Genomic DNA, 24750 nt, shown 5'->3' with positions numbered 1-24750 from the left:
TTCATTCACGGGAAGAATAAAGAAGGGAATAGAGAAAGAACCCGTAGGAATTATCTTCTGTACTTGTCAAGTATCTCAAGGATCTTCTTCATGTCATCTTGGGTTGGTTGATGTTCCTCCTTGGCAAAGATGACTCTTAGGTCAAATGTGTCCTCGGGCATTATGTCCACTATCTTGGCCGCAAGCCAGTCACTCATCCATTCGAACTCTTTCATGAGCTCTTTAACAGCTTCCCTGGCTTTCTCAGCCGGTAACTTGGCAAACTTTTCTGCATGTTCGAGAGCAAGTCTTGCCTCATAGTATAGGGGCTCCTCTATTCCAGCTTTTAACCCCTCTTCGTGCCTTTTTAGGAGTATTTCCTTGGCCTCAGCTATTGTAATATACCTCTGGCCAAGCTTTTTCCTCCCTATCATGGCCCTTCACTTCTGGGGCCTAAGGTGAACTGGATGAATGAAGAGAGTCTTTACTTTGTTGCCATCCGGGACCTCAACTATGTAAGCATCTCCCCTCTTGCCAACTACAGTGCCAGTCCTGCCATGGAACCTTGGATCTGGCATACCCTTGTGATAACTAGGCTCAATTACTATGTGAACCCTCTGTCCCACTTCAAACTCCTGAAGGAACCTCGTAAGTGGAGGGAGCCCCCTCCTCCTAGGATGCTTCCTTAACTTTTTTCTAGTTTTTCTTCTAAAGCTATGAGCCTTCTGAACCATACTAACCCCCTCCTCATATTATAGGTGTGTACAAGCCCAAATATGCCCCTTTTTACTCCCAAAATCTTGGGGGTCTTTACCCCCAGTTTCAAGCTTGGTTGAAATGGAGCATTTATAAAATTTTTCTGATGACTAAATTGCGGTGATGGTATGAAAGGGGAGCTAATAAAAATGATAATCAAAGAGGAATGCATAAAGTTTGGACATTTCATATTGACATCTGGAAAAGAAAGCAACTACTACATAGACATTAAGAAGCTAATAACGAATCCCAAAGCACTGAAAATTATAGCAAGGCTAATAGCTGAGAAGGCTAAAGAACTTGGATTACAATATGAGAAAATTGCAGGGCCAGAGCTTGGAGCCGTTCCAATAGCCACTGCCCTCGCACTTGAGACCGAGAAGCCTCTTTTAATTGTGAGAAAAAAGAAAAAAGAACACGGAACCGGAAAACAAATTGAAGGAGAAGTAAAGCCAGGAGATAAAGTTCTGTTAGTAGAAGATGTCACAACAACAGGAGGGAGCGTTCTTAGGGCTGCAAAGGTTCTTAAAGAGAATGGGGCAGAAGTTGTTGGGATCTTCGTTGTAGTTGATAGGGAAGAAGGAGCTATGGAAAACATAAGCAAAGAGGGATATAAGCTATACCCACTTGTTGTTGTAAGTGAGCTCTTTAAGGCGGCTGGTGTTTCGAGAGATTAATTCTTCGTTGATTGTCTAACATATTTTTAACAAATGGCTATGGAAACTTTTTTATACTATAAAGTAGTAGATAATAATGGAGGTGGGAAGATGGTTGTTATTAAGAAGAACCCGGAAATCTTCTTGAAGGAACTCAAAAGGCATTATGACGTTGTAATGAGGATCCCATCAAGCGAGTACCTTAAGAAGCCCGACTTCGTTATTGTTGATCCCAAGAGTGGCAAAAAGATAAAAGTCAGCTTTGTGACCATGGACGATGGTCAGTTTGCTGGAGTAGTTTATGATGAAACAAGTTAATTTTGTCATTTTTCTAAACATTTTTCGAAAATTCTTATATCATACCTTGCTCTGGAGCACCTTTTGGTGACTCACATGGCAAGGAGGGGTGGAGAAACCGAACGTTGAGATACTAGAAGCGGTTCTCAGAGAAGGACTTTATTGGGCATATCTCGGTAGACCAAAAGAAGTCATGGCTTTTCTGAGGGGCAAATTAAAGAAAATCGCCAATGACTCCTTTGATAGTATTGAGGAAATTCTTAAGGAGCTGGAAGAGTTTTATGAGGAAGTTAGCAGGATGGACACAATTAGCAAAAAAGAGTTCAAAAAGATCAACCTATACAGGGACATGCTACTCAGCGCTTTGGAGTATAGCGACTAAGTAGCCGTTCTATCCCCTTTTTGTGTCCTAAACCAACAACCGCCACAACTTTGGCTTTCCTTTTTTTCACTAATAAAGAGTCAACGATCATCATAATATTTTTAGCCATTATCTCATTTCTTTCCTCAACGAGAACCTTATAGAAGTATGGATATTTCCTCATAAATTCTTGTTCTAGGATTGTATAGCTTTCTATTTTCACATCCCTTCCTAGGAGGGGTAGTGCAAGAACCTCCGTGACTAATCTCAGTTTTTCAATTCTTGGTGCAGAAAGTAATTTTTTGAGAGTAACTTCAACTGGTTGATCTATTAGGTAAACTGGTATCCCTATAGACCTTGCAAGTTCATACGCTTCTATCATTTCCTCCCCCGGTAAAGTTCCAAAATCCTTACTCAAGAACTTTTCAATTTCTTGAAGTGCATAACCCAACATTCCAATTCTTCCAAGCTTTAATGCCTGGGTTAACCTTAATTTTTCCCCCCGAAGGAGAGCAACTAATCTACCATAATCAAGCTCTATCGCAACGGCATCTGGATTTTCCCTCAGTATAACTTCCCTTACCTCACTAATACTCTCAGGTAAGACGTGGACTGTGCCGACAACTTTAACGTACCTTAAATATGACATTTCCACTACCCACCAACAACCTATCAAAATCTCGCGGAACATAGGCTTTTGGACAAATTTTCAAGGCTTCTCTTTTGTATTCAACGTACTTATACCTTGGAGCCCTATGGAAAAGGACAAGAACTCCACTCTCCCAAACCTCACATGCTTCTTTAACCGTTGAATGATAGCTCTCTTTCCTATCCTCACTATTGATGTAAGTTGCGTCGTGAATGAGGAGATCTACGTCTTTGGCGATATCCCCTAAGGGAATCGGCTCAGTGTCCCCGGTGTATACTATCTTTGCCCCCTTTTTCTTGGGTCCCGTGATGTCCTCGAGCTTTATTTCAACTCCATTTATGGTAATTCTGCCCCTTTTTTCAACCTCTCTCATCCAGGGACCAGGCCTTAATCCTAACGCTTTTATCTTTTCCATATCAAAGTTCCCTCTTCTGTCCCTTTCCTTGAATACATAACCAAATGCAGGAATTCCATGGGAAACTTGGAAAGGCTTTATTCTATACTCTTTCTCCCTAACCTCTTCTCCTTCCATTAACTCTATGGTAACTACGTCAAAACTTGGCCTAAAATATCCACTAGAGAGAAGGTTGTCTATAAAGGATATAGCTCCTGGGGGCCCGTATATATAAAGGGGTTCCCGTCTATGCCAAAGGTTCATCGTCTGGATCATGGAAGGTATCCCTAGATAATGATCCCCGTGAAAGTGGCTTATAAATATCTTCTTTATTTTCATTGGGCTTAAGCCTGCAATTTCCATTTGCCTTAATGTCCCCTCCCCGGCATCAAAAAGAATTATTTCCCTTCCCACCTTAATAGCTATCCCAGGAACGTTTCTTTCAGGGGTAGGTTTAATCCCCCCGGTTCCTAAAAATATTACCTCGATCATTTTAGTATTCCCTGAGTAATCGTCCAAGCGGCAATTTATCCCCTACATCTAGAGCCCTTAATGCCATCCATAGCGTCGCCTGGTTGCTTGTTACTACAGGAACCCCGAGATCACTTTCAAGTTTTTCGATTATTTCGAAGGTTCTCCAATTAGTGCAACTGATAAAGATTCCATCTGCCTCATCTATAAACGTAGCTTTTGCAAGCCTATATGCGGTGTATGGCTCTAACTTTCCTATTTCAAGGTTGTTCTCTATTCCAAGGCCTCTTATGTCAAGAACTTCAAAACCATTGGCCTCTAGAAACTCTTTCTCCTTTTGATTTATCTCATCGACGTAGGGAGTTATTACCAGCAAGGACTGGAGATCTAGAACATTAAGTGCTTCAAGAACCGCCGTGCTTGTTGTAAAGGTTTCAATATTAACTTCTTCCTCGATCTTCATCTCGATTTCCTTTTCAAAATCCTTCCCTCCGATAAAAGATCCACTCGTGCATCCAAACGCTATCAACTCGACCCCGGCATCGGCGAGTAATTTTGCAGCATCAATGGCAAACGTTGCCATCTTAGTTAACTCTTCCTCATTTACATTCCTCAGAGGCATTCTAGCTGTATGGAGGGAGACTCCTTCCGGGATGTACTTGTGGAACTCCATCTCCATAGTAGTGTTCGAAGATGGCACTATGAGTCCAAATCTTCCCCTCCATCCAAACATTGCGACACCTGTATGAAGTTTTTGAGTTAGGTATTAAAAGTTTAGGAAAAGACAAAAACATTTTTATGAACTATGATATATGCCACAGGGGGGAATACGAAATGGAGGAAAGGGTTGAAAAGTTGATTGAATCTATGGAAAAGAACAACCTTGATGCAATATTCCTTACAAAAGCTCCAAATGTTTACTACTTTTCTGGGGCTTCACCACTTGCTGGAGGGTACCTCTTAGTGACTAAATCGGGAGCAACTCTATATGTTCCTGAGTTAGAGTACGAAATGGCAAAAGAAGAAAGTATAGTGGAGGTCGAGAAGTTTAAGAAAATGGACGAGCTGTATGAGAAGCTAAAAGGCATTGAAGTTCTTGGAATTGAAGGAGCAAGCTCATACTCCTTCATTCTTGATCTCAGAGAAAAAGCAGGAATAAAAGAATTTAAAAAAATTGATGATACTATAAAGGAACTCAGAATAGTGAAAGGCAAAGAAGAACTAAAAATAATAGAAAAAGCTTGCGAAATCGCGGACAGGGCTGTTATGGCAGCAATTGAGGAAGTTTCTGAAGGAAAAAGGGAAAGAGAGATAGCGGCAAAAGTTGAATATCTTATGAAAATGAATGGAGCCGAGAAACCGGCATTTGATACGATTATCGCCAGCGGTTATAGATCGGCACTACCACATGGGATTGCAAGTGATAAAAGGATTGAAAAGGGTGACCTTGTAGTTATAGATCTTGGGGCCTTATATAACCACTACAACTCAGATATAACAAGAACCATAGTAGTGGGGTCTCCTAGCGATAAGCAGAAGGAGATATATGAAATAGTTCTTGAAGCTCAAAAGAAAGCCATTGAGGCAGCTAAGCCAGGAATGACTGCCAAAGAATTAGATTCAATAGCGAGAGATGTCATCAAGGAATATGGATACGGAGAATACTTTATCCATTCACTTGGTCATGGTGTTGGTCTTGAAATCCACGAATGGCCAAGAATAAGTCAATATGACGAGACAATTCTTAAAGAAGGAATGGTGATAACAATTGAACCTGGTATTTATATTCCAAAATTTGGAGGTGTAAGGATAGAGGACACAATCGTTATAACAAAGAGTGGAGCAAAAAGACTTACAAAAACGGAAAGAGAACTTATCTAACAAGTTCAAGAAGAGCCATCGCTGCTCTCATATCCCTTTTTATTAGCTCAGTATAAACAGGATCCACCCTACCATTAATGTAAACTTCCTTACCTTTTATTTCAATTTCAGCCACTCCATATCCAACGACTTTAATGTCCCCTTTTATAACGTTCTCTAATATGCTCAAGGCAAGAAGAGCTTCTCGATTATCTCTAGCAAGTCTTTCTTCTTCTGAGACGTGTCTTGAGTGCCCAGTTGGAATGCCAAGGAGTCTAAATATATTCCATCGCCGCATCTTGCCAAGTCTCTTGTTAATAATTTTTCCTGACCTAACCCTAGCTATTTCAAGAAGCCACTTGAGAAAGTCTTTAACTTCTTCTTCCCATCCCCCCACTTCTTTTGGGACAAACGAAGCTTGCTTGATATTTTCAGCCCTTCTAATTAACGTTGCTATCCTCTCTAACTTTTCCACCCTATTTATAAGGTATAGGTCTATTGCAAACATACCCTTCTTTGTTTTGAAGATTATAAAAGGGAGTTCCCCTCTCATCTTCAAACTATTGTCCTGGGAACCTTTATGAGCTTATTGGTTGTACATTTGACGGAAACTTTTGGGATATCTTCGGCTCACTACTATTATAACCACGAAATTTTGGACACAAAAATTATATTATCCAACTGAAATAGCTTAAAGGGGTGGTCGAAATGGCAAAGAGAGTTCATCTCTTTGACTGGCATAAAGAACATGCAAAGAAAATTGAAGAATTTGCAGGTTGGGAGATGCCAATATGGTATTCTAGCATAAAAGAAGAACACTTAGCTGTGAGGAATGCAGTTGGCGTGTTTGACGTTTCTCATATGGGAGAGATAGTATTCAAAGGAAAGGATGCCCTTAAGTTCCTGCAGTACGTAACCACTAATGATATAAGCAAGCCTCCGGCCATAAGTGGAACTTACACATTGGTTCTGAATGAAAGGGGAGCAATAAAGGACGAAACTCTTGTATTCAACATGGGCAATAACGAGTACTTCATGGTATGCGACTCCGATGCATTTGAAAAGCTGTACGCTTGGTTCACGTACCTAAAGAAGACGATAGAGCAGTTCACAAAGCTTGACCTTGAGATTGAACTAAAAACTTATGATATTGCGATGTTCGCTGTTCAGGGGCCAAAAGCAAGAGACTTAGCTCAAGACTTGTTTGGGATAGATATAAACGAGATGTGGTGGTTCCAGGCTAGATGGGTTGAACTCGATGGAATAAAGATGCTCCTCTCGAGGAGCGGCTACACCGGCGAGAATGGCTTTGAGGTCTACATAGAGGACGCGAACCCCTACCACCCAGATGAAAGCAAGAGAGGAGAACCTGAGAAAGCCCTTCACGTGTGGGAGAGAATTCTCGAAGAGGGAAAGAAGTACGGGATAAAGCCCGCTGGCCTAGGTGCAAGGGATACGCTCAGACTAGAGGCTGGTTACACCCTCTATGGAAATGAAACCAAGGAGCTCCAGTTATTGAGTACTGACATTGACGAGGTAACACCCCTCCAAGCAAACCTTGAGTTCGCGATCTACTGGGACAAAGACTTCATAGGAAAGGATGCCCTCCTTAAGCAGAAGGAGCGTGGCCTAGGCAGGAAGATGATCCACTTCAAGATGATTGAGAAGGGAATTCCAAGGGAAGGCTACAAGGTTTACGCAAACGGCGAGCTCATAGGTGAAGTCACAAGCGGAACACTGTCCCCACTCCTCGGCATAGGAATCGGAATAGCATTCGTTAAAGAGGAATATGCAAAGCCGGGAATTGAAATTGAAGTTGATATTAGAGGGCGGAAGAAGAGGGCCATCACAGTAACCCCACCATTCTATGACCCGAAGAAGTACGGCTTGTTCAGGGAGACATGAAGGATACTCCTTTCCATTTTACTTTTGGTGATTTCATGAAGTCGTGCAGAACGTGCAGGTGTTGAGTACATAGATTCTTCCATTCTACAAGAAGCATACGAAAACCGTCAGAACCTCTGATCATTATGAGGGCTGGAAAGCCTTTATATGAACTCGGAAACCATAGAAAAGGTGGTGCAATAAATTTTATACCTTCTTTTCCAATATACATTCGGTGGTATCTATTGGACATGGTGGAGGGGCTTTTAGATGGGGTGAAATATGGAGAGGTTGTCCTAATAAAGTACCCACCTTCCTACGTTCCTGAGTTTACAATTCTTCATATAGCTGAGTACGCGAAATCAAGGGGAATTCCAGTGATTATAGATGACAATTTTGATGCATTTCCTATCGTAGTTTCTCACCTTGAAGCCCTTGGAATAAGCTTTGACCTTAACAGCATCTACGTTGTAAAAACCGGCGGGAATATAAACGTCGGGAACCTCATCGCAAAAATAAAATACCATCCAGATCCGAGAGTTTACCTTAAGGAATACAGGGAAACCATGAAGAGAGTTTCCTTAAAATTTAAGGAGTGCATAACAATATCCATAGGTATAGAGTCAGTCCTCAGCAGACTAACGACCCCTCAGGAACTCTACCTAGCAATATTTGAAATCCAAAAGGCCCTGGAGAATAAAAATAGAAAATCAGTATACCTGGTCAATGGGAAGATATTCAACGCACTCCCAAGCATAGCAAGGGTAGAGCTGAGCAGAATAGCAAGTACAATAGTAAATACGAAGCCCTATCCCACAGGAGCCCACCTGTACATACTCAAGAGCTCAAATCCTGAACTAGTCGGTAAGGAGATAACTGTTGAAGTTGGTGGCAAACAATGAAGTTCGGGTTACTTTGGGAGGTCATCAGAGATAAGAAATTCGGAGAAACCGTGATAGTTGAAAACCAAGCATCTTTAGGGATTGAAGCCCTTCTACTCTCCCTAATTGAGTACTCGAGGGCTAACAATACTCCTTTATTAATAGAAGATATACTGGATACATTCCCTATATACGCCAGGCACCTCGAGCTAATCTTAGGTAACCTCAACCTTGGGAATTCAAGGATATTGAAGATAGGGGGTTCAGATGACATTGGAAAGATAGCCGAAAAGCTGAAGTTCGAAACTGATCTAAGGGTATACCTGAGCAGATACAAGAAGGCGTTTTATTCCATCTCTCCCAACGAAAACTTCATAGATTTAGTGTTTGGCCTAGATAGGCTTTTTGCTTTAAATGATACTCCAATGGGAACCTCCGAACTCATAAATTCTATAAAAACGTATATAACCAACAAAAACAGGCTTGCCTTCTACTTCTTTGAGCTTGATCTCATGGAAAGCCTTTCAACGAGGCCCATGCCTCTGATAGAGGAGCTAGCAACATCAGTTATTAGGATAACACAGGACAGGGACACGATAGTTTTCACGATGATAAAGGATTCCTGGGCACCAAAGGCCAAGATGAAGGAAGTTAGAATTTCCATAAGGGATATCCTAGGGGGATGAAACATGAAGAAGGCAGTTTTTCTGATTTTATTATTGCCTATTATACTCTTGTCTGGTTGTTTGGAGGAGAAAAGTAGCTTAAAGTTTTCGATTTCCTCTGTCTTCCAGGAAGATAGCCCAATTCCGAAGAAGTATACATGTGATGGTATAAATATTAATCCTCCACTCTATATCTCAAATATCCCAGAGAACGCAAAATCCCTTGCCATAATTGTCGATGATCCTGATGCTCCTGGGGGAACTTTTACTCATTGGATCGCCTGGAACATTCCTCCCGTTAAGGAGATCCCTGAGGGTATCCCCAAGAAGGGTAAGGTAGAGTCCCCAGTAAAGATGATTCAAGGCATTAATGACTTTGGAAGGATCGGATATGATGGCCCATGTCCTCCCCCAGGGCATGGAGTTCACCACTATCATTTCAAGGTCTACGCCCTTGACATAACGCTGAATTTGACCCCAAGATCTACAAGAAGGGATCTTGAAGAGGCGATGAAGGGGCATATTATAGCTGAAGCCGAGCTAGTTGGAACTTATGAGCGCTGATCATTATTCCCGCTCCTTTTATAACTAAGTTTTAGAATTCAACAAAAAGGTTATAAAATCCCAAAGTTAGGGATTTTTGGTGAGCCTAATGATAACCGAGAGGCTCAGGAAGGAAGCCGATGTTATATGGGGAAGGATTTTTGAGCATCCCTTTGTCGTTCACCTTTATAGAGGAGATTTGCCAATCGAGAAATTCAAGTTCTATGTTCTTCAGGACTTCAACTATCTCGTGGGCCTAACAAGAGCTCTCTCAGTTATAGCATCCAAAGCTGAATACCCAATAATGGCCGAGATCATTGAACTGGCAAGGGAGGAGATAACTACGGAAATGAAGAACTATGAGGGGTTGCTTAACAGACTAGGATTCACGCTTGAAGATGCCATAAAAACCGAACCAACCTTAGTAAACTCCGCCTACATGGACTTTATGCTCTCTACAGCGTACAGGGGGAACTGGGTGGAAGGGTTGACTGCGTTGTTGCCGTGCTTCTGGAGCTACGCCGAGATAGCGGAGTACCACAAGGATGCTCTTGAGAACAACGAAAACGAAATTTACAGAGAGTGGGCCCAGGTTTATCTTAGCGACGAATACTTGGGACTAGTTAAAAGGCTGAGGAACCTCATAGATGATAATCCTGGGGACTACGAGAGGATGAGGAGGATATTCATGACGGGAAGCAAGTTTGAGCTGGCATTCTGGGAAATGGCATGGAGGGGTGGAGATGTTTTCTGAGGAACTTCTAAGGGAGGCAAGATCCATTTGGAACGAATTCTTACCACACGATTTCCTCGTTAAGATGGCAGAAAATAGGCTTCCCCAGGAAAACTTTGCTAGATGGCTCGTAAACGACTACTACTTCGTTAAGAACGCGTTGAGGTTCATGGCCCTATTAATGGCCAAAGCCCCCGACGATCTCCTCCAATTTTTCGCAGAGTCAATCTACTACATCTCAAAGGAGCTTGAGATGTTCGAATCAAAGGCTAGTGAACTTGGCATCTCCCTAAAAGGAGAAATCGACTGGAGGGCAAAGGCCTACGTAAATTACCTCCTGAACGTTGCAAGCTTGAGAAGCTTCTTGGAGGGATTTACGGCATTTTACTGCGAAGAGAAGGCTTATTATGAGGCGTGGTCCTGGGTTAAGAGCCATCAAAAAGACAAGAGCCCATACCAGGAGTTTATAGACCATTGGAGCTCTGAGGAATTCGGGGAATATGTAAAGAGACTTGAATCGATACTTAACAAGCTTGCCGAGGAGCATGGGGAGCTCGAGAAAAGGAGAGCTAGGGAGGTATTTCTTGAGGTTTCAAAGTTTGAATTACTGTTCTGGGACATTGGAGGTGAGTTAGAATGGAGGAGATAAAGCCAGTTAAGGATAAAATATTTGATTTTTGGAGTAACTTCTCAATATGGTTTGGGGCGGATTTTGGAATAGCGGTGATATGGGCTGGAGCACTGTTAACCCCTTACCTTTCGCTTAAGCAGGCCCTTCTCGTGATAATAATTGGACATCTCTTAGGTAACGCCGTTATGAGCTTAATAGCTGTGGAGGGTCAGGAAACTGGACTGCCTACCATGGTTTTATCAAGGGGCCCCCTTGGGGGAAGAGGCTCAGTGTTACCATCGATTCTCAACTACCTCCAGCTCATGGGTTGGACCGCTATAATGTTACTCGTAGGTGCTAAAGCCCTAGATACTATATTCCCAGGAACGTACTCCGCCTGGGTGCTCATCCTGGGCGTTCTTGTCACAGTATGGACGCTCGTTGGGCCAGAGAACTGGAGGTGGCTGGAAAAGATATCAGTGGTGCTCTTGGGGGTTCTCAGCGTCTGGCTACTGTACGTGATATTCTCCCGATACTCCTTTTCAGAGCTCTGGAATAAGCCCGGAGAAGGGGGTTTACCTCTCCTCATAGCTTTAGACTTGGTAATCGCAATGCCCCTGAGCTGGGCTCCAACGATAGCTGACTATGCAAGATTCGCGAGGACGAAGGAAGATGCCGCCTGGGGGACTTACTTAGGCCACTTGGCAGGTTCAGCGTTCTGTTACTTCCTAGGTGCATTGAGCAACGTCGCAATTAAACAGCCAGATCCCATAAGCATAATAGCTGCATACGGCCTTGGAATACCGGCGATGCTAATAGTCCTAGTTTCAACGCTCAACACAACATTCATGGACATTTATTCTGCCTCAATAACGTGGAAGAACATCAATCCAAGGGCGAATGCCAAGCTACATGTCGTGCTTGTTGGGGCCGTGGGAACGGTTTTAGCCTTGATATTCCCGGTAGATAAGTATGAGGCGTTCCTACTGCTAATAGGCGGAGCCTTCGTGCCACTAGCCGCGATAATGATAACAGACTACTTCTTAATCAAGAAGAAGTACGATGCAGATAAGCTTCTCTCCGACGAATCGGTAAAGACTTCAGGCGTTATTGCATGGATTATTGGATTCTTCCTGTACCTAGGCCTGACAATAGAGAGCTCAATGGGAATTCACGTTCCTGGGCTTAGCTCAATTGGAAACCAAGTCGGAGCGAGCATTCCCGTATTCGTAACCTCGGCAGTTCTCTACTACATCCTTGAGAGGTGGTTGAGGTGATAGGGGAAGCATTAAAGCTCGTGAGGGAGAAGAGGCCCCTAGTTCATAACATAACTAACTTCGTTGTCATGAACTCAACTGCGAATGCACTTTTGGCCATAGGAGCATCTCCCGTAATGGCTCATGCCCAGGAAGAGCTCGAGGAAATTATTAGAATTGCAGATTCCATAGTTATAAACATAGGAACCCTTGACAGGTTCTGGATAGACTCGATGGTCAAGGCCACCAAAGTAGCTAATGACCTCGATAAGCCTATAGTTTTAGATCCCGTGGGGGCTGGGGCAACAAGGCTGAGGACGGAAACTGCCCTAAAGATACTCGAGTTGGGTGTTACCGTTCTAAGGGGAAATTTTGGCGAAGTATCAGCACTCCTTGGAGAGCACGGCAAGACTAGAGGAGTTGATTCTGCCGAGTACAGCGAGGAGAAGGCTAAGGAACTGGCACTTAAAGCGGCAGAGGAGTTTTCAACGGTAGTTGCCATAACTGGAAAAGTTGACTACATAAGTGACGGAAAAAGGGTGTATGCTGTTTACAACGGTCACGAAATGCTAAGCAGAGTCACGGGAACAGGTTGCATGGTGTCGGCAATTACGGGGGCATTCATAGCTGTCGTTGAGCCTCTTGTTGGGGCTGTAAGTGCTCTAGCAACTTTTGGAATTGCAGCCGAGAAAGCTTATGAAGAAGCCAAGGCCCCAGGAAGCTTCCATATAAAGCTTTACGACTGGCTCTATCTATTGAGGCCTGAAGATGCGGATAAGCTAGCAAAGGTGAGGGAAGTTGAGCTTTAAGAGGTACCTCAAGCTCTACGTTATAACGGACAGAAGGCTTAAGCCCGAAGTTGAATCAGTCAGGCAGGCATTGGAGGGAGGGGCCACCGCTATCCAGATGAGGATAAAGGATGCTTCAACGAGGGAGATGTACGAAATAGGGAGAGAGCTCAGGAAGTTGACGAACGAATACGATGCCCTATTCTTCGTCGATGATAGGATTGACGTTGCCTTAGCTGTAAACGCTGATGGAGTTCAGCTTGGCCCTAAGGATATGCCAATTGAAGTTGCCAAGGAGATTGCCCCTAACCTTCTAATTGGGGCCTCCGTGTATTCCTTAGAGGAGGCCCTAGATGCCGAGGCTAAAGGGGCGGACTACCTGGGGGCTGGCTCGGTTTTTCCGACTAAGACTAAAAGTGATGCGAGAGTCATTGGACTTGAGGGCCTGAGAAGAATTGTGGAGAGTGTTTCCATTCCAGTAGTGGCTATCGGTGGGATAAACAGGGAGAACGCACGTAAAGTCTTGAAAACCGGGGTGGATGGAATAGCGGTTATATCGGCCGTTATGGAGGCTGATGATGTTAAGAGGGCAACTGAGGAGTTAAGAAAAATCGTAGAGGAGGTGTTAGGATGAGGTTCGTTAAGACCGCGTTAACAATTGCCGGTAGCGACAGCGGGGGAGGGGCAGGAATCGAAGCCGATCTGAAGACATTCACGGCATTCGGCGTTCACGGATTGGTTGCAATAACCTCAGTCACCGCCCAGAACACAACCTCGGTAACAGCCATCCACGACATACCTCCCGAGGTCGTTGCGGAGCAGATAAAAGCGGTTGCGGAAGATATAGGGGTTGACGCTGCAAAGACTGGAATGTTAAGCAATGCGGAGATAATAAAGGCCGTTGCAAAGACCGTGGAAAAGTACGAGTTTCCATTAGTTGTTGATCCTGTGATGATAGCCAAGAGCGGAGCTCCTCTCCTGAGGGAAGATGCCATTGATGCCTTGGTCAAGTATATCCTTCCGCTGGCTACCCTAGTAACGCCAAACAGGTTCGAAGCTGAGAAGCTCAGTGAAATGGAGATAAAAACCGTGGAGGATGCGAGAAAGGCAGCAAAGAAAATAGCAGAAGAAACTGGAGCGAAAGCGGTAATTGTAAAGGGTGGCCACTTGTCTGGAGACTATGCGGTAGACGTTCTGTACCACAACGGCACCTTTAAGGAGTACAGAGCCCCCAGGGTAGAAGGTTGTACACACGGGACCGGCTGCTCCTTCTCGGCCGCAATAACAGCCAATCTCGCCAAGGGGCTTGGGCTGGAGGATGCGATAGGAGTGGCAAAGAAATTCATAACCCTAGGAATTGCCACCGGTCATAGAATAGGCCACGGTCACTGTCCCGTAAACCAGTCCGCGTGGATAGAGATTCCCGCTGAAAAGTGGAGAATTTACGAGGAATTAAGCAGTGCCGTGAGGAAGTTTGAGAGCATGAACCCTGTTCATCTTGTCCCAGAGGTTGGCACGAACTTCGTCTACTCCCTACCGCTTCCCTACGCTAGAACCACCGAAGATGTTGCCGGGGTCAAAGGCAGGATAGTGAGGTACGGAAACTCGGTTAAGGCGGTAGGCCCAGTAGAATTCGGGGCAAGTGATCACCTAGCTAGAGCCGTTCTCACGTACATGAAGTTCTACCCAGAGTACAGGAGTGCGATAAATGTGAAGTACAGCGAGGAGACAATTGAGATCGCCAAGGAGCAGGGGCTTGAGGTTTCCTTCTACGACAGAAGGGAGGAGCCAATAGAGGTTAAAGAGAAGGAAGGAGCCACGATACCCTGGGGCATTGAAACTGCGATAAAGAGGGCAAAGAGTAGGCCAGATGTAATATACCACTTAGGCGACATAGGAAAGGAGCCAATGATTATTATCTTTGGAAGGAACCCCTGGGAAGTTCTCGAAAAAATCAGACTTATTATTTGATAAATTTTTTGATTAATTCTTCTGCTACGGGGGATCTAGGGATGATCTTTCATACCTTAAGTCTTTAACCCTATACAGAGTAACTTCAAGTAGCACCATCAGCCCCATATAAGGTAGGTAAATAGAGAAAGACAGTTTTAATATGTATAGTAAGAGAAAATTCCAGAAGAGGAATACTGCTGTAGTGGTAGTTTTCATCTTATATAGACTGAACATGGCAATTAAAACCGGTATTCCAAGCGCTACCACTAGGATATCTCTTCCAAACAATTGAATAGCAGACAAATATAATCTCATTTTTCTGCACTTTACCTTATCTTTGAAAGATAGGATGGATATAATTGAGAAAATTAGGAAAAAAATAGAACAGAGACTAAAAATCACTCATCATCCCCTTAGGAGATCCAAAAAGATAAAATACAAGGGTAGCTACAAAGAGCGTAAAATTTGCAAAAAATAGTGAGCTAGATATAACAAGGCCTCTGACAAAACTTTTCTTTTCAAGTACTCCATTTATAATGCTCCTAGAATTAAGAGGAGAATAAATAGAAGGGCCATGAATAGGAGTTTAAGATACGTTATTCCTGAACTTCTAACGTATATGCTAAATGTGAAATAGTTTACTTATTACCATACATTGAAATGAAGAAGGTCATCCCAGGCTAATCTGTCATCTTTAGACTTAACTATGACAATATTTTCCATTTTTCTTCCATTAACTGCAAAGAGTTCTATAACTGCTTCTCCACTTCCTTCAACTAGGCATTCTATCTGCTCGCCCTCATTTCTACTTGGACACACAATCTTAAATTCTTCTCCTAAAACGGGAATTAATGCCATCTGGAGTATTAAAATTATAATTAGAACTCCAATTCTCCTCATCTAGTCTCATCTCCTTAATTATTTTGTCAAATCTTTCAATAAGCTCTTGAGCTGTAGGAGGAGGCCCCAAAACAGAACTCCTACTACTATCCTGAATATTGGCGATTAAGTCTTCGGTTAAATTTTCAAAGCTAAGTTCAATTTCATTCCTACTATTCACTTCAGATAAAAGTAGGGCATAGTAAAATGCAACCAAAACTAAGAGAAGGAATATAGGAGGATCTCCTGGAAACATTGCATATAAAATAAAAGGCCACGCAAGGGTTGATATTATCCCTCCTATTGCTACTTCCCGATTAATGCTCTCCAGCTTGTCAAGTATGTACGCCAGAATGAATCCAAGGAGGGAGAGTATGAAAAGAGGAGTGCTCTCCAAAATTAAGCTAGGTAAGAATAATGAAGCTGGCAACCACTCTATTCCAGTAATTTCTGCAAGCTTTCTTTTCTTGAGTTCTTTTTTGTTCGGATAAAGGTTAAAAATTGAGACTAAAAGGAGAACTATTGATATAGAAAGAGCAAAATCTTCATCTTCTCTCCCAGGAGTGCCCATAAGGTAAAAAAGAAAGGCACTAAATGGGAAAGACAGCCATATGTACCCAATTATGGAAGAAAAATATTGAAGCCTATTATGCCTCCCCGTTAAATGTTTGTCTCCTTTATTATTGCCTTTTATTGTGCCTATTAGCACTATGAGGCCATAGATTAATCCAACTACTAAAATAATAACAATTGCTTCCTTCAAATATGGCTCGACACTTCCCTTAATGATTATGTTAACGCTTGCTGTTTCATTATTTATCCTGAAAGTTAATCTGAAATTCTTATTGTAAAACGCCCATTTGTAACCTTCAAATACAGTCGATGAAGCGTATGAGTATATTAAATTATTAGGACTTATTTCTACCAGAAGGGGAGGCTCAAGCTTGATATCCCTCTCCCCAATTATTGACGCTAGAACTTCTTTGTTCTCTTTTTTTAAGAATATTGGAATATACCTAACTGGCACTTCATTTATCCTAATTAGCTCAAACCTTTCGATTTTACCTTCACCCTGTATAGTGCACACGATATCTTTACCTATATCAACTTCCTTAGGGCATACTACTTTATATCCTGCTACTATATTTGAGGATAGTAAAATTGTAAATACAAGGGCTACTACTATTATATCTCTCATCAGGATAATATTAAAATCATAGAAAAATATAAGCTTTACTAATGTGATCCATAAATATCGTTTATTGCCATAAGGAATTCGCTGGCCTTGACGACGTCTCTAACATCAATCCTTTCAAATTTAGTGTGCGAAATATCTAGGTTTCCTGGGCCAAACACTATCGTCTTAGTCCCGTTGTACGTGAAGTTTATCGCATCGGTCCAGCTCCTCATTGCCCCGAACTCATCGAGGCCAACGACATCCATCGCCTGCTTTGCTATCTGAACTATTTCCTCGTCCTCGCTAAGCTCATAACCATCCCATATCTCCGTGTACTCGTACTTCAGCGTGTACTCATCGAGAATAGGATCAATTAGGTCTAGGACATCCTCAACTTCCTGATCCGGCAGAAGCCTCGCCTCGAGCCTTCCCCTACATAACGCGGGGATTAAGTAGTAGGGGTTCTCACATATCAGCTCCTGTATCCCTATGTGTGGATCGAAGTACTTCCCCTTCACCTTAAAGGGTTCGAGTTCCTTAAGCTTCTGCAACATCTCGAATACCTGCTCAATAGCGTTCACGCCGCTCTCGGGGCACGCTCCATGCGCTTCCTTTCCATCAACTTCAAAGTACGCCTCTATGTTCCCTGCATGGGCTATGTGAACCTCAAGATCTGTAGGCTCAAGGACTACAGCCATCTTTGGCTTGTAGCGCTCCATGAATAAAGCAGAGCCCCTTCCTCCTTTCTCCTCGTCGCTAACGAAAACTATTCCAACGTTCAAATCCCTGCCTTCCTTTTTTAGTTGCTCAAGCATTAGGAGAATTGAGGCTATTCCACCCTTTATGTCGCTCGCTCCCGTTCCGTAGACTATGTTCCCCCTCACGAATGGCTCCACCCTGGGTTCTATTGTGTCCATGTGAACTTCGAAGAATAACTCTGCTTCTGGGTTAACGACCAGATCAATTATCTCGCCGTCGCTCTCTATATGAACGTCATAGTCAAGCTTGTGAAGGAATTCCATTATGTAGAGGGCTATCCTGTCCTCTCTCCCCGAAGGAGAGGGTATCTTGAGGAGTTGGAGAAGTATCTCCTTCGCTCTTTCCGTCTTCATTAGGCTCACCTAACTCTCCTTTACCCTATCGTTTAATAATCTTTGGGAGGGCCTCTGGCTCCTCCCCCCACAACCTCATCAAATCGGGGAGTGCCCACCTTCGTCATCGGCCCGGAAAGTGATATTAAGGAAAGTTCAAAATCCTTTTGGGATGGTTATGATATTCGTTGGAACGTGTGGCTTTTGCGAGAGGCAGGAAAAGTACTTCCAAGACTTCAAAACTGTGGAGATACAGCAAACCTTTTACAGGATACTCCAAGACAAGACGCTCGAGAGGTGGAGGAAGAAGGCCCCGGAGGATTTTGTATTCTCGATTAAGGCATTTCAGGGGATCACGCATCCCCCTAATAGTCCGACTTGGAGGAGGAGCAACGTTAGACCTAGTAAGAACGTTGGCCTGCTTAGGCCCACTTCCGAAGTCCTGCACTACTGGAGGATAACACTACATGAAGCAAAGCTACTTAACGCCAGATTCATCTTAATTCAGCTCCCCAGGAGCTTTAAAGAGAGTGATGAGAGCTTTGCCAACGCCGAGAAGTTCTTCTCAAAGATAGAAAGGGATGTTGAGATAGCGGTCGAGCTGAGGGGATGGAGCGAAACGGGGAGGAAGAGGTTCGTTAGGGAGTTTGGTGTTATTGACGTTGTAGATCCCCTAGTTGCCGTCCCCCTCCACCGCAGGGATGTAAACTATTATAGGCTCCACGGTAGGTACGAGAACGGCAGGATAATTTATTCGCATAGGTACAGCGATGAAGAGCTTAGGAAAATAAGGGACAAAGTTCTTGCTTTCCATGTTGAGGAAAGCTTCGTGTACTTCAACAATTCAAATATGTGTGAGGATGCAATGAGGTTTAAGAGGGAGCTCGGCGATGGGCCAGCCTCATCACCACCTCAGCGGGGCTAATCCCTTCATCACTGCTCCAATATACCCACGTCGAATTCAACTCCATTGATGAACAATTTAAACTTTTTAGCCTCCCTGGGGATGGCATTTCCATTAATTCCCTTTCTCCTCGCCTTGAAGAGCTCGATGGCAACCTGAGGGAAGAGGCAGTAAGTTAGCACATCCTCCTCACACTCGCTCTCCCTTATGAACCCCATTTTGATCAGCTTCCTCTTGCACTCTTCCAACCCCTTATCCTCCTCCCTAACTCCTTCATCTTTAACCCTTTCCAGTAGATCTTTCCTGATCTCGGCCGGAGGCTTGCCGTACTTACCCAGGAGGTATGCCTTGACCTCCTTGGTTAGCATTCTGTACCTCCCAAAGAGAACGTTTAACACCGCCTGGGTTCCAACTATCTGGCTTGCGGGAGTAACCAGCGGAGGCCATCCTAAGTCTTCCCTAACCCTGGGTATCTCTTCCAGCACTTCATTTAGCTTGTCTAGAGCATTCATTTCCCTGAGCTGGGCAATCAAATTTGACATCATGCCCCCAGGAACTTGATAGGTCAGAACTTCGGGATTTACTTGTAAAACTTTCTTGCTCAGCAGACACGAATACTTCTCCTCCAGGATTTTCTCTAGATACTTTGAAACGCTCCTAATGATGTCAAGATTCAAGTTTGGCCTGTCTTTTTCTGGAAGGACGTGATAGATTGTTTGAATCCCAGGTTGGGCGGTTCCAAACGCTAGGGGACTTATTGAAGTATCGATAAAATCGGCCCCTGCCTCCACCGCCTTGAGGTACGTTGCCACTGCCATGCCGGTAGTTGAGTGGGTGTGAACGTTCACTGGAACTCCATAGCTCAGCTCAGCTTTATTCCCCTAACGAGATTGTATGCCATCTGGGGAGCTAAGAGGCCCGCCATGTCCTTTATGGTTATTACATCAACATCTAGCCCTATAAGCTCCTCGGCCTTCTGCAGATAGTATTCGAGAGTGAATACGGGCCCAGTAGTATAGGCTATAACTCCCTGAACCTCTGCACCGACACTTTTGGCGGTCTTTATGGCAAGCTCCATGTTCCTCACGTCGTTAAGTGCATCAAAAATCCTGAAGATATCTATCCCATTTTCGTACGCCTTCTCGATGAACTTCATGATAACTTCATCTGGATAGTGTTTGTAGCCGACGAGGTTCTTTCCCCTAAGTAGCATCTGTAACTTTGTCTTCCTTATCCTCTCCCTTAAAGCCCTGAGCCTCTCCCAGGGATCCTCCTTTAAATAGCGAATACAAACATCGAAAGTCGCCCCTCCCCAGACCTCCATCGAGTAGAAGCCTATCTTATCCATATCTTCGGCGATTAGAAGCATGTCCTCAGTTTTCAATCTAGTTGCAAGAAGGGACTGGTGGGCATCCCTAAACGTTGTGTCGATTATTTGAACCATCGACGATCACCGTTAGTAGCTTCGTCAAATGCTTAAAAAATTATGGGCTAACAGAATAGGACAGTGATCAAATGTATACCCTTATTCAGGCAGGATAATTGTCAGGACTTCGATATCCTTTTAAGAGGTAACTTTAATTAACTCCAGGTGGTTGTATGGTGGAATTCCTCAGGTTGTTAAATGAGGGATGGGAGTATACATTGAGAAATCCTGGGATAATGGTGATCCCAGTCATTGCCAGCATTATTTCCCTTGATAGTGTTGTTAGGGTTGTGAATTTTCATGGAAATTATGTGGGAATTAGGATAACGCTCCCCGAGGCCCTTCCAACGCTTTGGTCATTCGTTTCTCCTCCAGGAGGTGGTCTTTCTACTCCCCTTTCCCTCCTTTTTGGACTACTCGTTGCGGTAATCTCAGCTTACCTCTCGGCCGGATTCTTGGGATCGATAAACGGGAATGAGTTTTCATGGGATGGCTTCCTTAACACGGCTAACAGATATTTCCTGGAGTTCTTGAAGTTTGGCCTCCTCCTCTTTCTGGTCTCGCTTGGAGTCGGAACCTTGGTATTCCTCGGTCCCCCAGGGCTTATATTTGCATTTGCCGTTGTCATTGGCATTGGCTATTTCCTTTATGCCACGCCGTACCTTATTATTCTGCAGGGTGTAAAGGCCGAGGAGGCCATTGGAAAAAGCCTGAACTTGGCCCTGAGTGGAGGAGAGTATCTAGAGTACGCCGTGAAATATGGAGGCTTAACTTTACTCCTCTCAATTCCGATGACACTAATAACGGTCAACCTAAAGGTCGTGGGACTGCTCCTTGGACTCCTAATCGTTGCACCGCTGGCCGTCATGCTTTCTCGTGCGACCTTGGTTTTCTTTAAAGATTTAAGTCCCCAGGGTTAGTGATACCCGGTGGTGGGATGATAGAGAGGATAAGGTTAAGAGAGGAACTCTCAGAGGAGGATCTCGCTAAAGTAGTAAGGGCAATTGAAAAGTTAAAGCGAAAGTTCTCTGGGGCCCTAACTCGAAAAACTAAAACCGGGGAAAAGGTGAGCTTTATAGATGTCGACATATGTGGGGGTATTAATTTTGATGTGATTTATGGGAGAAGAAACGGAGTTCCCTTCGTTGCCGTTGAGATGGAGGGCAGAAAAGCTGTCATGGCCTTTGGAATTATGAGGTTCCTTCTAGAAGAGGCAGGGCTCTCCTATGCTCCAGAATGCGATGGTAGTAGTGCATATAAAGAACTTAAGAGGAAAATGAAAGCAAAGAACCTCTTGGACTTTTTGGGATAGGTATATTAAAGGGATTACATGATTTTGGTGGGGGTTAAAAATGGGAAAGGCTGAAGCAATCATGCTGGCGTTCTTACTTATATTTTCTTCGTTAGGCTGTATATCCTCAACGCAAACATCTTTTAACTCGCATGTACCGACATCCGCATCTCCCCAAAACTCCAACACAACAACCCCATCAACAGATTCTTCCCTTCAAAGTACAACCCCATCCCAAACTTCAGGGACAATTACAAGTACTTCAGAAAGTTGGCTTGAAGGCCTAGACAAGTCAAAGTTCCACTTCTACATCTACGGTCTAGACACCTGCCCCCATTGTCAGAGGATGAAAAAGTTACTGCCTGAGTACTTTGGTGATAATAGTGTGACATTTTATGAAGTTCGTAGTAGTGAAAAGAACCTTCAGCTCTATTACAACTTCTCTCGCTTGATTGGTGTTCAGGGGGTTCCTTTAGTCGGAATATTCTATGATGGCAAGCTGTACGCGATAATTGAGGGGGAGATAGAGCCAAGGCTAATTCCAAAGCTTGTAAAGGAGGCTATGAAAAATAAAGGCGTAATCTTGATAATAAGTGCTGGCCAGTACATCCTGCCATTTAATAATACAAAGGCCGTTAACGCCATTAACAACTTGACTCAATGGTTCAAAGAGGGAGTTCCTGAGTCATGATGGACATAGTTGTCCAAAAATATTAATTAACCCCTTTTCAAATTATTATTTGGTGTTCTGCATGCATCCAAAGGAGTTTGTGTATAAAGTTTTGGCCACAAAGAAGAAGGCCGTAAGCTTAAAGAAACTGAGTTCTGAACTTGAAACTTCTATGCCAAAACTTCTTCAAACCCTTAAACAGCTCGAAGATGATGGTCTCGTTGAAATCTCATACAAAAGTGAGATCATAGTTAAGGCTAAAACCCTTGAGGATTACACAAGTTGACCTTAAGTCTTATTAATTTATTTCCCTTTTCTTAACTTGGGCTCTATAAACTATATAGAATATATAGGTGAAGCTGATGGGGCTACTAGTTTCGCTGATAGCAGTGACGTTCTATCTCGCATGGAACATAGGAGCAAATGGTTCGGCAAATGTAATGGGGACTTCAGTAGGTTCGGGGGTCTTGAGCTTTAGACAGGCAACACTAGTAATCATAATTTTCACAACCTTGGGAGCATATCTTAGAGGAGATAAGGTTATGGAAACCGTCAGAAGAGGAATAGTTCAATTAACTCCCGAAATCGCCCTTATAGTTTTATTAACCGCGGGCCTAATTATGACGCTTGCAACTATCAGGGGATTACCAGTATCCACGGCCCAAGCAGTAATTGGTAGCTCCATTGGGATTGCTATCCCCCTAGGCTTATCAATCAACTGGCAAACCCTTTTAAAGGTCATTGTAGCATGGGTAGCATCACCAATATTGGCGGGAGTTTTCGGTTTTCTATTATTTAAAATGTACTCAAGGGTTTTTAGAAGAATAAAGAGCATCAGGAAGCTTGAAATTGTATACAAGTGGGTGGCCATAACTGGAGGGGCCTATATGGCATTCAACCTGGGAGCTAATGAAGTTGCTAATGCTGTCGGCCCTCTTTTAGTAGTAGATTTATTCAACCCTAGGATAGCTGGAGTTTTTGGAGCACTGAGTCTCTCCTTAGGCACGATTACTTTCAGTTATGGAGTTATGAATACTGTAGGTAAAAAGATAGCAAGTCTAGACCCAGTTACCGCATTCTCTGCTCAATTTGGTTCTGCAATGTCTGTGAGCCTCGCCAACTTCTTTGGGCTTCCGGTGAGTTCAGGCCAAGCAATAATTGGTGGAATAATTGGGGTTAGTCTGAGTGCTAAAGAGAAAATCAAAAAGGATACTGCTATTGATATCCTTATCGGCTGGACTCTTACACCCATCCTGGGTATTGTCCTCGCATATGCCCTGACCCTTCTGTTCCTCCATTTCAAGCTAATCTCTTGACCTCAACTCCCAACTTAGTTAGATGCCTTATCATCCCAGTCTGGATATAGGCCTTTATTCTCGCTCCCTCACTGTAGTCTATATCAAGTAGCTCCCCAACGGAGTGAATTATTGCTATAACCCTGCCGATTTTCTCTGGATCTTTGACGGTGATCTCAAACTCCTGAAACTTTGGAGAAAGCGCTATTGCCTTTTCTATTGCACTGTACAGCTCTTTAAGCTTTTTCTCTTTTGCAGAGATCTTGACAACATCTATTAAGTTTGTCCTCCCATTTACGATCTCTCTAAGCAGGAGAGCTTTTTCTTCGGCGTCTTTCTCTGGAATTAAATCCGTCTTATTCAACGCAACTATCATGGGTCTGTCTAGTGCTTTAAGCTCCCTGAGGACGTCAAGGGAAGCAAAGAACTTCCTCCTAATTTCGGGCCACGGCTCGCTTGCGTCGAGAACCAGGACTATTATGTCAGCCTTAACTATCTCCTCAAGTGTTGAGTGAAATGCTTCAACGATGAAAGGTGGAAGGTTGTCAATAAAACCAACGGTGTCAGTTATAAGCAACGTCTTTCCGTTGACCTTAAACCTCCTCGTTGTCGTGTCTAGGGTGGTGAACATTTGGTTTTTGGCCTCTATGTTCTCTCCAGTTAGGGCATTTAAGAGTGTTGACTTTCCAGCATTCGTGTAACCGGCTAAGGCAACAAGGATGAATCCTTCTTCCTCTCTCTTCTTTCTTCTAATCTCTCTTTCGGCTCTTATCTTCTCGAGCTCCTCCCTTATCTTGCCCATTCTGTATCTGAGATGCTTGAGGTACTGATGAACCTGATACTCACCCATACCTCTGAATCCCGCTCTATCTCCCATCTTTATCCTTCTAATTGCCTCCTTTACAAGGGGAAGCTCGTACTGGAGATTCGCGAGCTCAATCTGGAGTTTTGCCTCCTTTGAATGGGCTCTCTTCTCAAATATCTCAAGAACGAGTTGCCACTTGTCAATTATATCCACTTTCAGTTCCTTCCAGAGATTGTAAGCTTGAGAAGGCGTTAATCGGTTAGCGAACACCACTTTGTCTGGCTTTAACTTCTCAATGAGCCTTTTTATCTCCTCAAGCTTACCCGGCCCAATATTGTAGCGTGGATGCTCCTCCCGTACCTGTTCAACTATCGTAAGAACTTCGTAACCAGCACTCCTTAAAAGCTCCTCGAACTCCTCTCTACTAACCCTCTCTCGCCTTGATTTCCTTACCACGCCGATAACTCTCATCAAAA

General features: G+C 43.6%; 31 protein-coding genes and 1 pseudogene. 20 read left to right on the top strand and 12 right to left on the bottom strand.

The window, feature by feature from the left end; translation table 11 throughout:
• Positions 1-50 precede the first annotated feature (50 nt).
• From P8X24_RS09720 to P8X24_RS09710, 3 genes are read right to left on the bottom strand one after another with little or no spacing between them, the layout of a single operon-like run.
• Complete coding sequence (locus P8X24_RS09720; RefSeq protein ID WP_372915742.1) at positions 51-413, bottom strand: RNA polymerase Rpb4 family protein; 363 nt, start codon at positions 411-413, stop codon at positions 51-53.
• Positions 414-419: 6 nt separating this feature from the next.
• Entirely contained in the window at positions 420-713 is a 294-nt protein-coding gene (locus tag P8X24_RS09715) for a 50S ribosomal protein L21e (protein ID WP_010868223.1), read from the bottom strand.
• The gene (locus tag P8X24_RS09710) at positions 665-805 is read right to left on the bottom strand and encodes a hypothetical protein (RefSeq protein ID WP_372915740.1); all 141 of its coding nucleotides are present in this window, start codon (positions 803-805) and stop codon (positions 665-667) included. The genes P8X24_RS09715 and P8X24_RS09710 overlap by 49 nt, the downstream gene beginning before the upstream one ends.
• Before the next feature lie 58 nt (positions 806-863).
• Between P8X24_RS09710 and pyrE the strand changes: the two genes are divergently transcribed.
• The 3 genes from pyrE (at position 864) to P8X24_RS09695 (ending at position 2070) form a co-directional block, all read left to right on the top strand.
• Positions 864-1412 carry an orotate phosphoribosyltransferase gene (gene pyrE / locus P8X24_RS09705; RefSeq protein WP_372915738.1) on the top strand — a complete coding sequence of 183 codons (549 nt, stop codon included), beginning with the start codon at positions 864-866 and terminating at the stop codon, positions 1410-1412.
• Positions 1413-1502: 90 nt separating this feature from the next.
• A complete protein-coding gene (locus tag P8X24_RS09700; protein ID WP_372915736.1) occupies positions 1503-1709 on the top strand; it encodes a hypothetical protein in 207 nt (68 codons plus the stop codon).
• 88 nt (positions 1710-1797) lie between these two features.
• Positions 1798-2070: a hypothetical protein gene (locus tag P8X24_RS09695; RefSeq protein ID WP_372915735.1), complete on the top strand. Its 273-nt coding sequence runs from the start codon at positions 1798-1800 to the stop codon at positions 2068-2070.
• Here the strand turns inward: P8X24_RS09695 and P8X24_RS09690 are convergent.
• The 3 genes from P8X24_RS09690 to P8X24_RS09680 are packed head-to-tail and all read right to left on the bottom strand — an operon-like array spanning position 2045 to position 4296.
• Positions 2045-2698, bottom strand: a complete 654-nt coding sequence (locus tag P8X24_RS09690) for a TraB domain-containing protein (protein ID WP_372915733.1) — start codon at positions 2696-2698, stop codon at positions 2045-2047. The two genes, P8X24_RS09695 and P8X24_RS09690, sit on opposite strands and share 26 nt — an antisense overlap.
• Positions 2676-3584 (bottom strand): ribonuclease Z, encoded by a 909-nt coding sequence (rnz, locus tag P8X24_RS09685; protein ID WP_372915732.1) that lies wholly within the window; start codon positions 3582-3584, stop codon positions 2676-2678. The genes P8X24_RS09690 and rnz overlap by 23 nt, the downstream gene beginning before the upstream one ends.
• A 1-nt stretch (position 3585) precedes the next feature.
• Positions 3586-4296, bottom strand: a complete 711-nt coding sequence (locus P8X24_RS09680) for a maleate cis-trans isomerase family protein (protein WP_372915730.1) — start codon at positions 4294-4296, stop codon at positions 3586-3588.
• Positions 4297-4397: 101 nt separating this feature from the next.
• Between P8X24_RS09680 and pepQ the strand changes: the two genes are divergently transcribed.
• On the top strand, positions 4398-5444 hold the full coding sequence (gene pepQ, locus P8X24_RS09675) for a Xaa-Pro dipeptidase PepQ (protein ID WP_372915728.1): 1047 nt from the start codon (positions 4398-4400) through the stop codon (positions 5442-5444).
• Here the strand turns inward: pepQ and P8X24_RS09670 are convergent.
• The gene (locus tag P8X24_RS09670) at positions 5437-5976 is read right to left on the bottom strand and encodes a hypothetical protein (RefSeq protein ID WP_372915726.1); all 540 of its coding nucleotides are present in this window, start codon (positions 5974-5976) and stop codon (positions 5437-5439) included. The genes pepQ and P8X24_RS09670 overlap by 8 nt on opposite strands.
• A 155-nt stretch (positions 5977-6131) precedes the next feature.
• Between P8X24_RS09670 and gcvT the strand changes: the two genes are divergently transcribed.
• The 10 genes from gcvT to P8X24_RS09620 all read left to right on the top strand — a co-directional run bounded on the left by gcvT (position 6132) and on the right by P8X24_RS09620 (position 14754).
• Positions 6132-7328, top strand: a complete 1197-nt coding sequence (gene gcvT, locus P8X24_RS09665; protein WP_372915725.1) for a glycine cleavage system aminomethyltransferase GcvT — start codon at positions 6132-6134, stop codon at positions 7326-7328.
• A gap of 230 nt (positions 7329-7558) precedes the next feature.
• Positions 7559-8209 carry a DUF257 family protein gene (locus P8X24_RS09660; protein ID WP_372915801.1) on the top strand — a complete coding sequence of 217 codons (651 nt, stop codon included), beginning with the start codon at positions 7559-7561 and terminating at the stop codon, positions 8207-8209.
• Entirely contained in the window at positions 8206-8874 is a 669-nt protein-coding gene (locus P8X24_RS09655; protein ID WP_372915723.1) for a DUF257 family protein, read from the top strand. The genes P8X24_RS09660 and P8X24_RS09655 overlap by 4 nt, the downstream gene beginning before the upstream one ends.
• Positions 8875-8877: 3 nt before the next feature.
• Positions 8878-9417: a YbhB/YbcL family Raf kinase inhibitor-like protein gene (locus P8X24_RS09650; RefSeq protein WP_372915721.1), complete on the top strand. Its 540-nt coding sequence runs from the start codon at positions 8878-8880 to the stop codon at positions 9415-9417.
• 88 nt (positions 9418-9505) lie between these two features.
• Positions 9506-10150, top strand: coding sequence for a thiaminase II (gene tenA, locus P8X24_RS09645; RefSeq protein ID WP_372915799.1), 645 nt, complete (start codon positions 9506-9508; stop codon positions 10148-10150).
• Positions 10140-10778 carry a TenA family protein gene (locus P8X24_RS09640; protein ID WP_372915720.1) on the top strand — a complete coding sequence of 213 codons (639 nt, stop codon included), beginning with the start codon at positions 10140-10142 and terminating at the stop codon, positions 10776-10778. Before tenA ends, P8X24_RS09640 begins: the two co-directional genes overlap by 11 nt.
• On the top strand, positions 10766-12016 hold the full coding sequence (cytX, locus tag P8X24_RS09635) for a putative hydroxymethylpyrimidine transporter CytX (protein WP_372915718.1): 1251 nt from the start codon (positions 10766-10768) through the stop codon (positions 12014-12016). The genes P8X24_RS09640 and cytX overlap by 13 nt, the downstream gene beginning before the upstream one ends.
• Complete coding sequence (gene thiM, locus P8X24_RS09630) at positions 12013-12804, top strand: hydroxyethylthiazole kinase (protein ID WP_372915716.1); 792 nt, start codon at positions 12013-12015, stop codon at positions 12802-12804. The genes cytX and thiM overlap by 4 nt, the downstream gene beginning before the upstream one ends.
• Entirely contained in the window at positions 12794-13417 is a 624-nt protein-coding gene (gene thiE / locus P8X24_RS09625) for a thiamine phosphate synthase (protein ID WP_372915714.1), read from the top strand. The genes thiM and thiE overlap by 11 nt, the downstream gene beginning before the upstream one ends.
• On the top strand, positions 13414-14754 hold the full coding sequence (locus P8X24_RS09620; RefSeq protein WP_372915712.1) for a bifunctional hydroxymethylpyrimidine kinase/phosphomethylpyrimidine kinase: 1341 nt from the start codon (positions 13414-13416) through the stop codon (positions 14752-14754). Before thiE ends, P8X24_RS09620 begins: the two co-directional genes overlap by 4 nt.
• Positions 14755-15381: 627 nt before the next feature.
• On the opposite strand, the gene P8X24_RS09615 is transcribed toward P8X24_RS09620, so the two are convergent.
• The 3 genes from P8X24_RS09615 to P8X24_RS09605 are packed head-to-tail and all read right to left on the bottom strand — an operon-like array spanning position 15382 to position 17904.
• A complete protein-coding gene (locus tag P8X24_RS09615; RefSeq protein WP_372915710.1) occupies positions 15382-15594 on the bottom strand; it encodes a hypothetical protein in 213 nt (70 codons plus the stop codon).
• Positions 15560-16813, bottom strand: coding sequence for a hypothetical protein (locus P8X24_RS09610; RefSeq protein WP_372915708.1), 1254 nt, complete (start codon positions 16811-16813; stop codon positions 15560-15562). Before P8X24_RS09610 ends, P8X24_RS09615 begins: the two co-directional genes overlap by 35 nt.
• 38 nt (positions 16814-16851) lie before the next feature.
• A complete protein-coding gene (locus tag P8X24_RS09605; RefSeq protein WP_372915797.1) occupies positions 16852-17904 on the bottom strand; it encodes a M20/M25/M40 family metallo-hydrolase in 1053 nt (350 codons plus the stop codon).
• Between the two features lie 157 nt (positions 17905-18061).
• Between P8X24_RS09605 and P8X24_RS09600 the strand changes: the two genes are divergently transcribed.
• The gene (locus P8X24_RS09600) at positions 18062-18808 is read left to right on the top strand and encodes a DUF72 domain-containing protein (protein WP_372915706.1); all 747 of its coding nucleotides are present in this window, start codon (positions 18062-18064) and stop codon (positions 18806-18808) included.
• A gap of 20 nt (positions 18809-18828) precedes the next feature.
• On the opposite strand, the pseudogene P8X24_RS09595 reads toward P8X24_RS09600, so the two are convergent.
• A pseudogene (locus P8X24_RS09595) lies at positions 18829-20231 on the bottom strand (pyruvate carboxylase subunit B); the annotation flags it as partial.
• 155 nt (positions 20232-20386) lie between these two features.
• Between P8X24_RS09595 and P8X24_RS09590 the strand changes: the two are divergent.
• The 5 genes from P8X24_RS09590 to P8X24_RS09570 all read left to right on the top strand — a co-directional run bounded on the left by P8X24_RS09590 (position 20387) and on the right by P8X24_RS09570 (position 23490).
• Positions 20387-21133, top strand: coding sequence for a hypothetical protein (locus P8X24_RS09590; RefSeq protein ID WP_372915705.1), 747 nt, complete (start codon positions 20387-20389; stop codon positions 21131-21133).
• Between the two features lie 17 nt (positions 21134-21150).
• Entirely contained in the window at positions 21151-21525 is a 375-nt protein-coding gene (locus P8X24_RS09585; protein ID WP_372915703.1) for a hypothetical protein, read from the top strand.
• Between the two features lie 40 nt (positions 21526-21565).
• Entirely contained in the window at positions 21566-22195 is a 630-nt protein-coding gene (locus tag P8X24_RS09580; RefSeq protein WP_372915701.1) for a glutaredoxin, read from the top strand.
• A gap of 61 nt (positions 22196-22256) precedes the next feature.
• Entirely contained in the window at positions 22257-22460 is a 204-nt protein-coding gene (locus P8X24_RS09575) for an ArsR family transcriptional regulator (protein WP_372915699.1), read from the top strand.
• 76 nt (positions 22461-22536) lie between these two features.
• Positions 22537-23490, top strand: a complete 954-nt coding sequence (locus P8X24_RS09570) for an inorganic phosphate transporter (protein ID WP_372915697.1) — start codon at positions 22537-22539, stop codon at positions 23488-23490.
• Here the strand turns inward: P8X24_RS09570 and hflX are convergent.
• Complete coding sequence (gene hflX / locus P8X24_RS09565) at positions 23474-24745, bottom strand: GTPase HflX (protein WP_372915695.1); 1272 nt, start codon at positions 24743-24745, stop codon at positions 23474-23476. The two genes, P8X24_RS09570 and hflX, sit on opposite strands and share 17 nt — an antisense overlap.
• Positions 24746-24750: the final 5 nt, after the last annotated feature.

This window comes from Pyrococcus kukulkanii, from assembly GCF_041647995.1.
Taxonomy (GTDB): Archaea; Methanobacteriota_B; Thermococci; order Thermococcales; family Thermococcaceae; genus Pyrococcus.
Note: the sequence above shows the minus strand (reverse complement) of the source record. Positions and strands in the feature narration are given on the sequence as shown.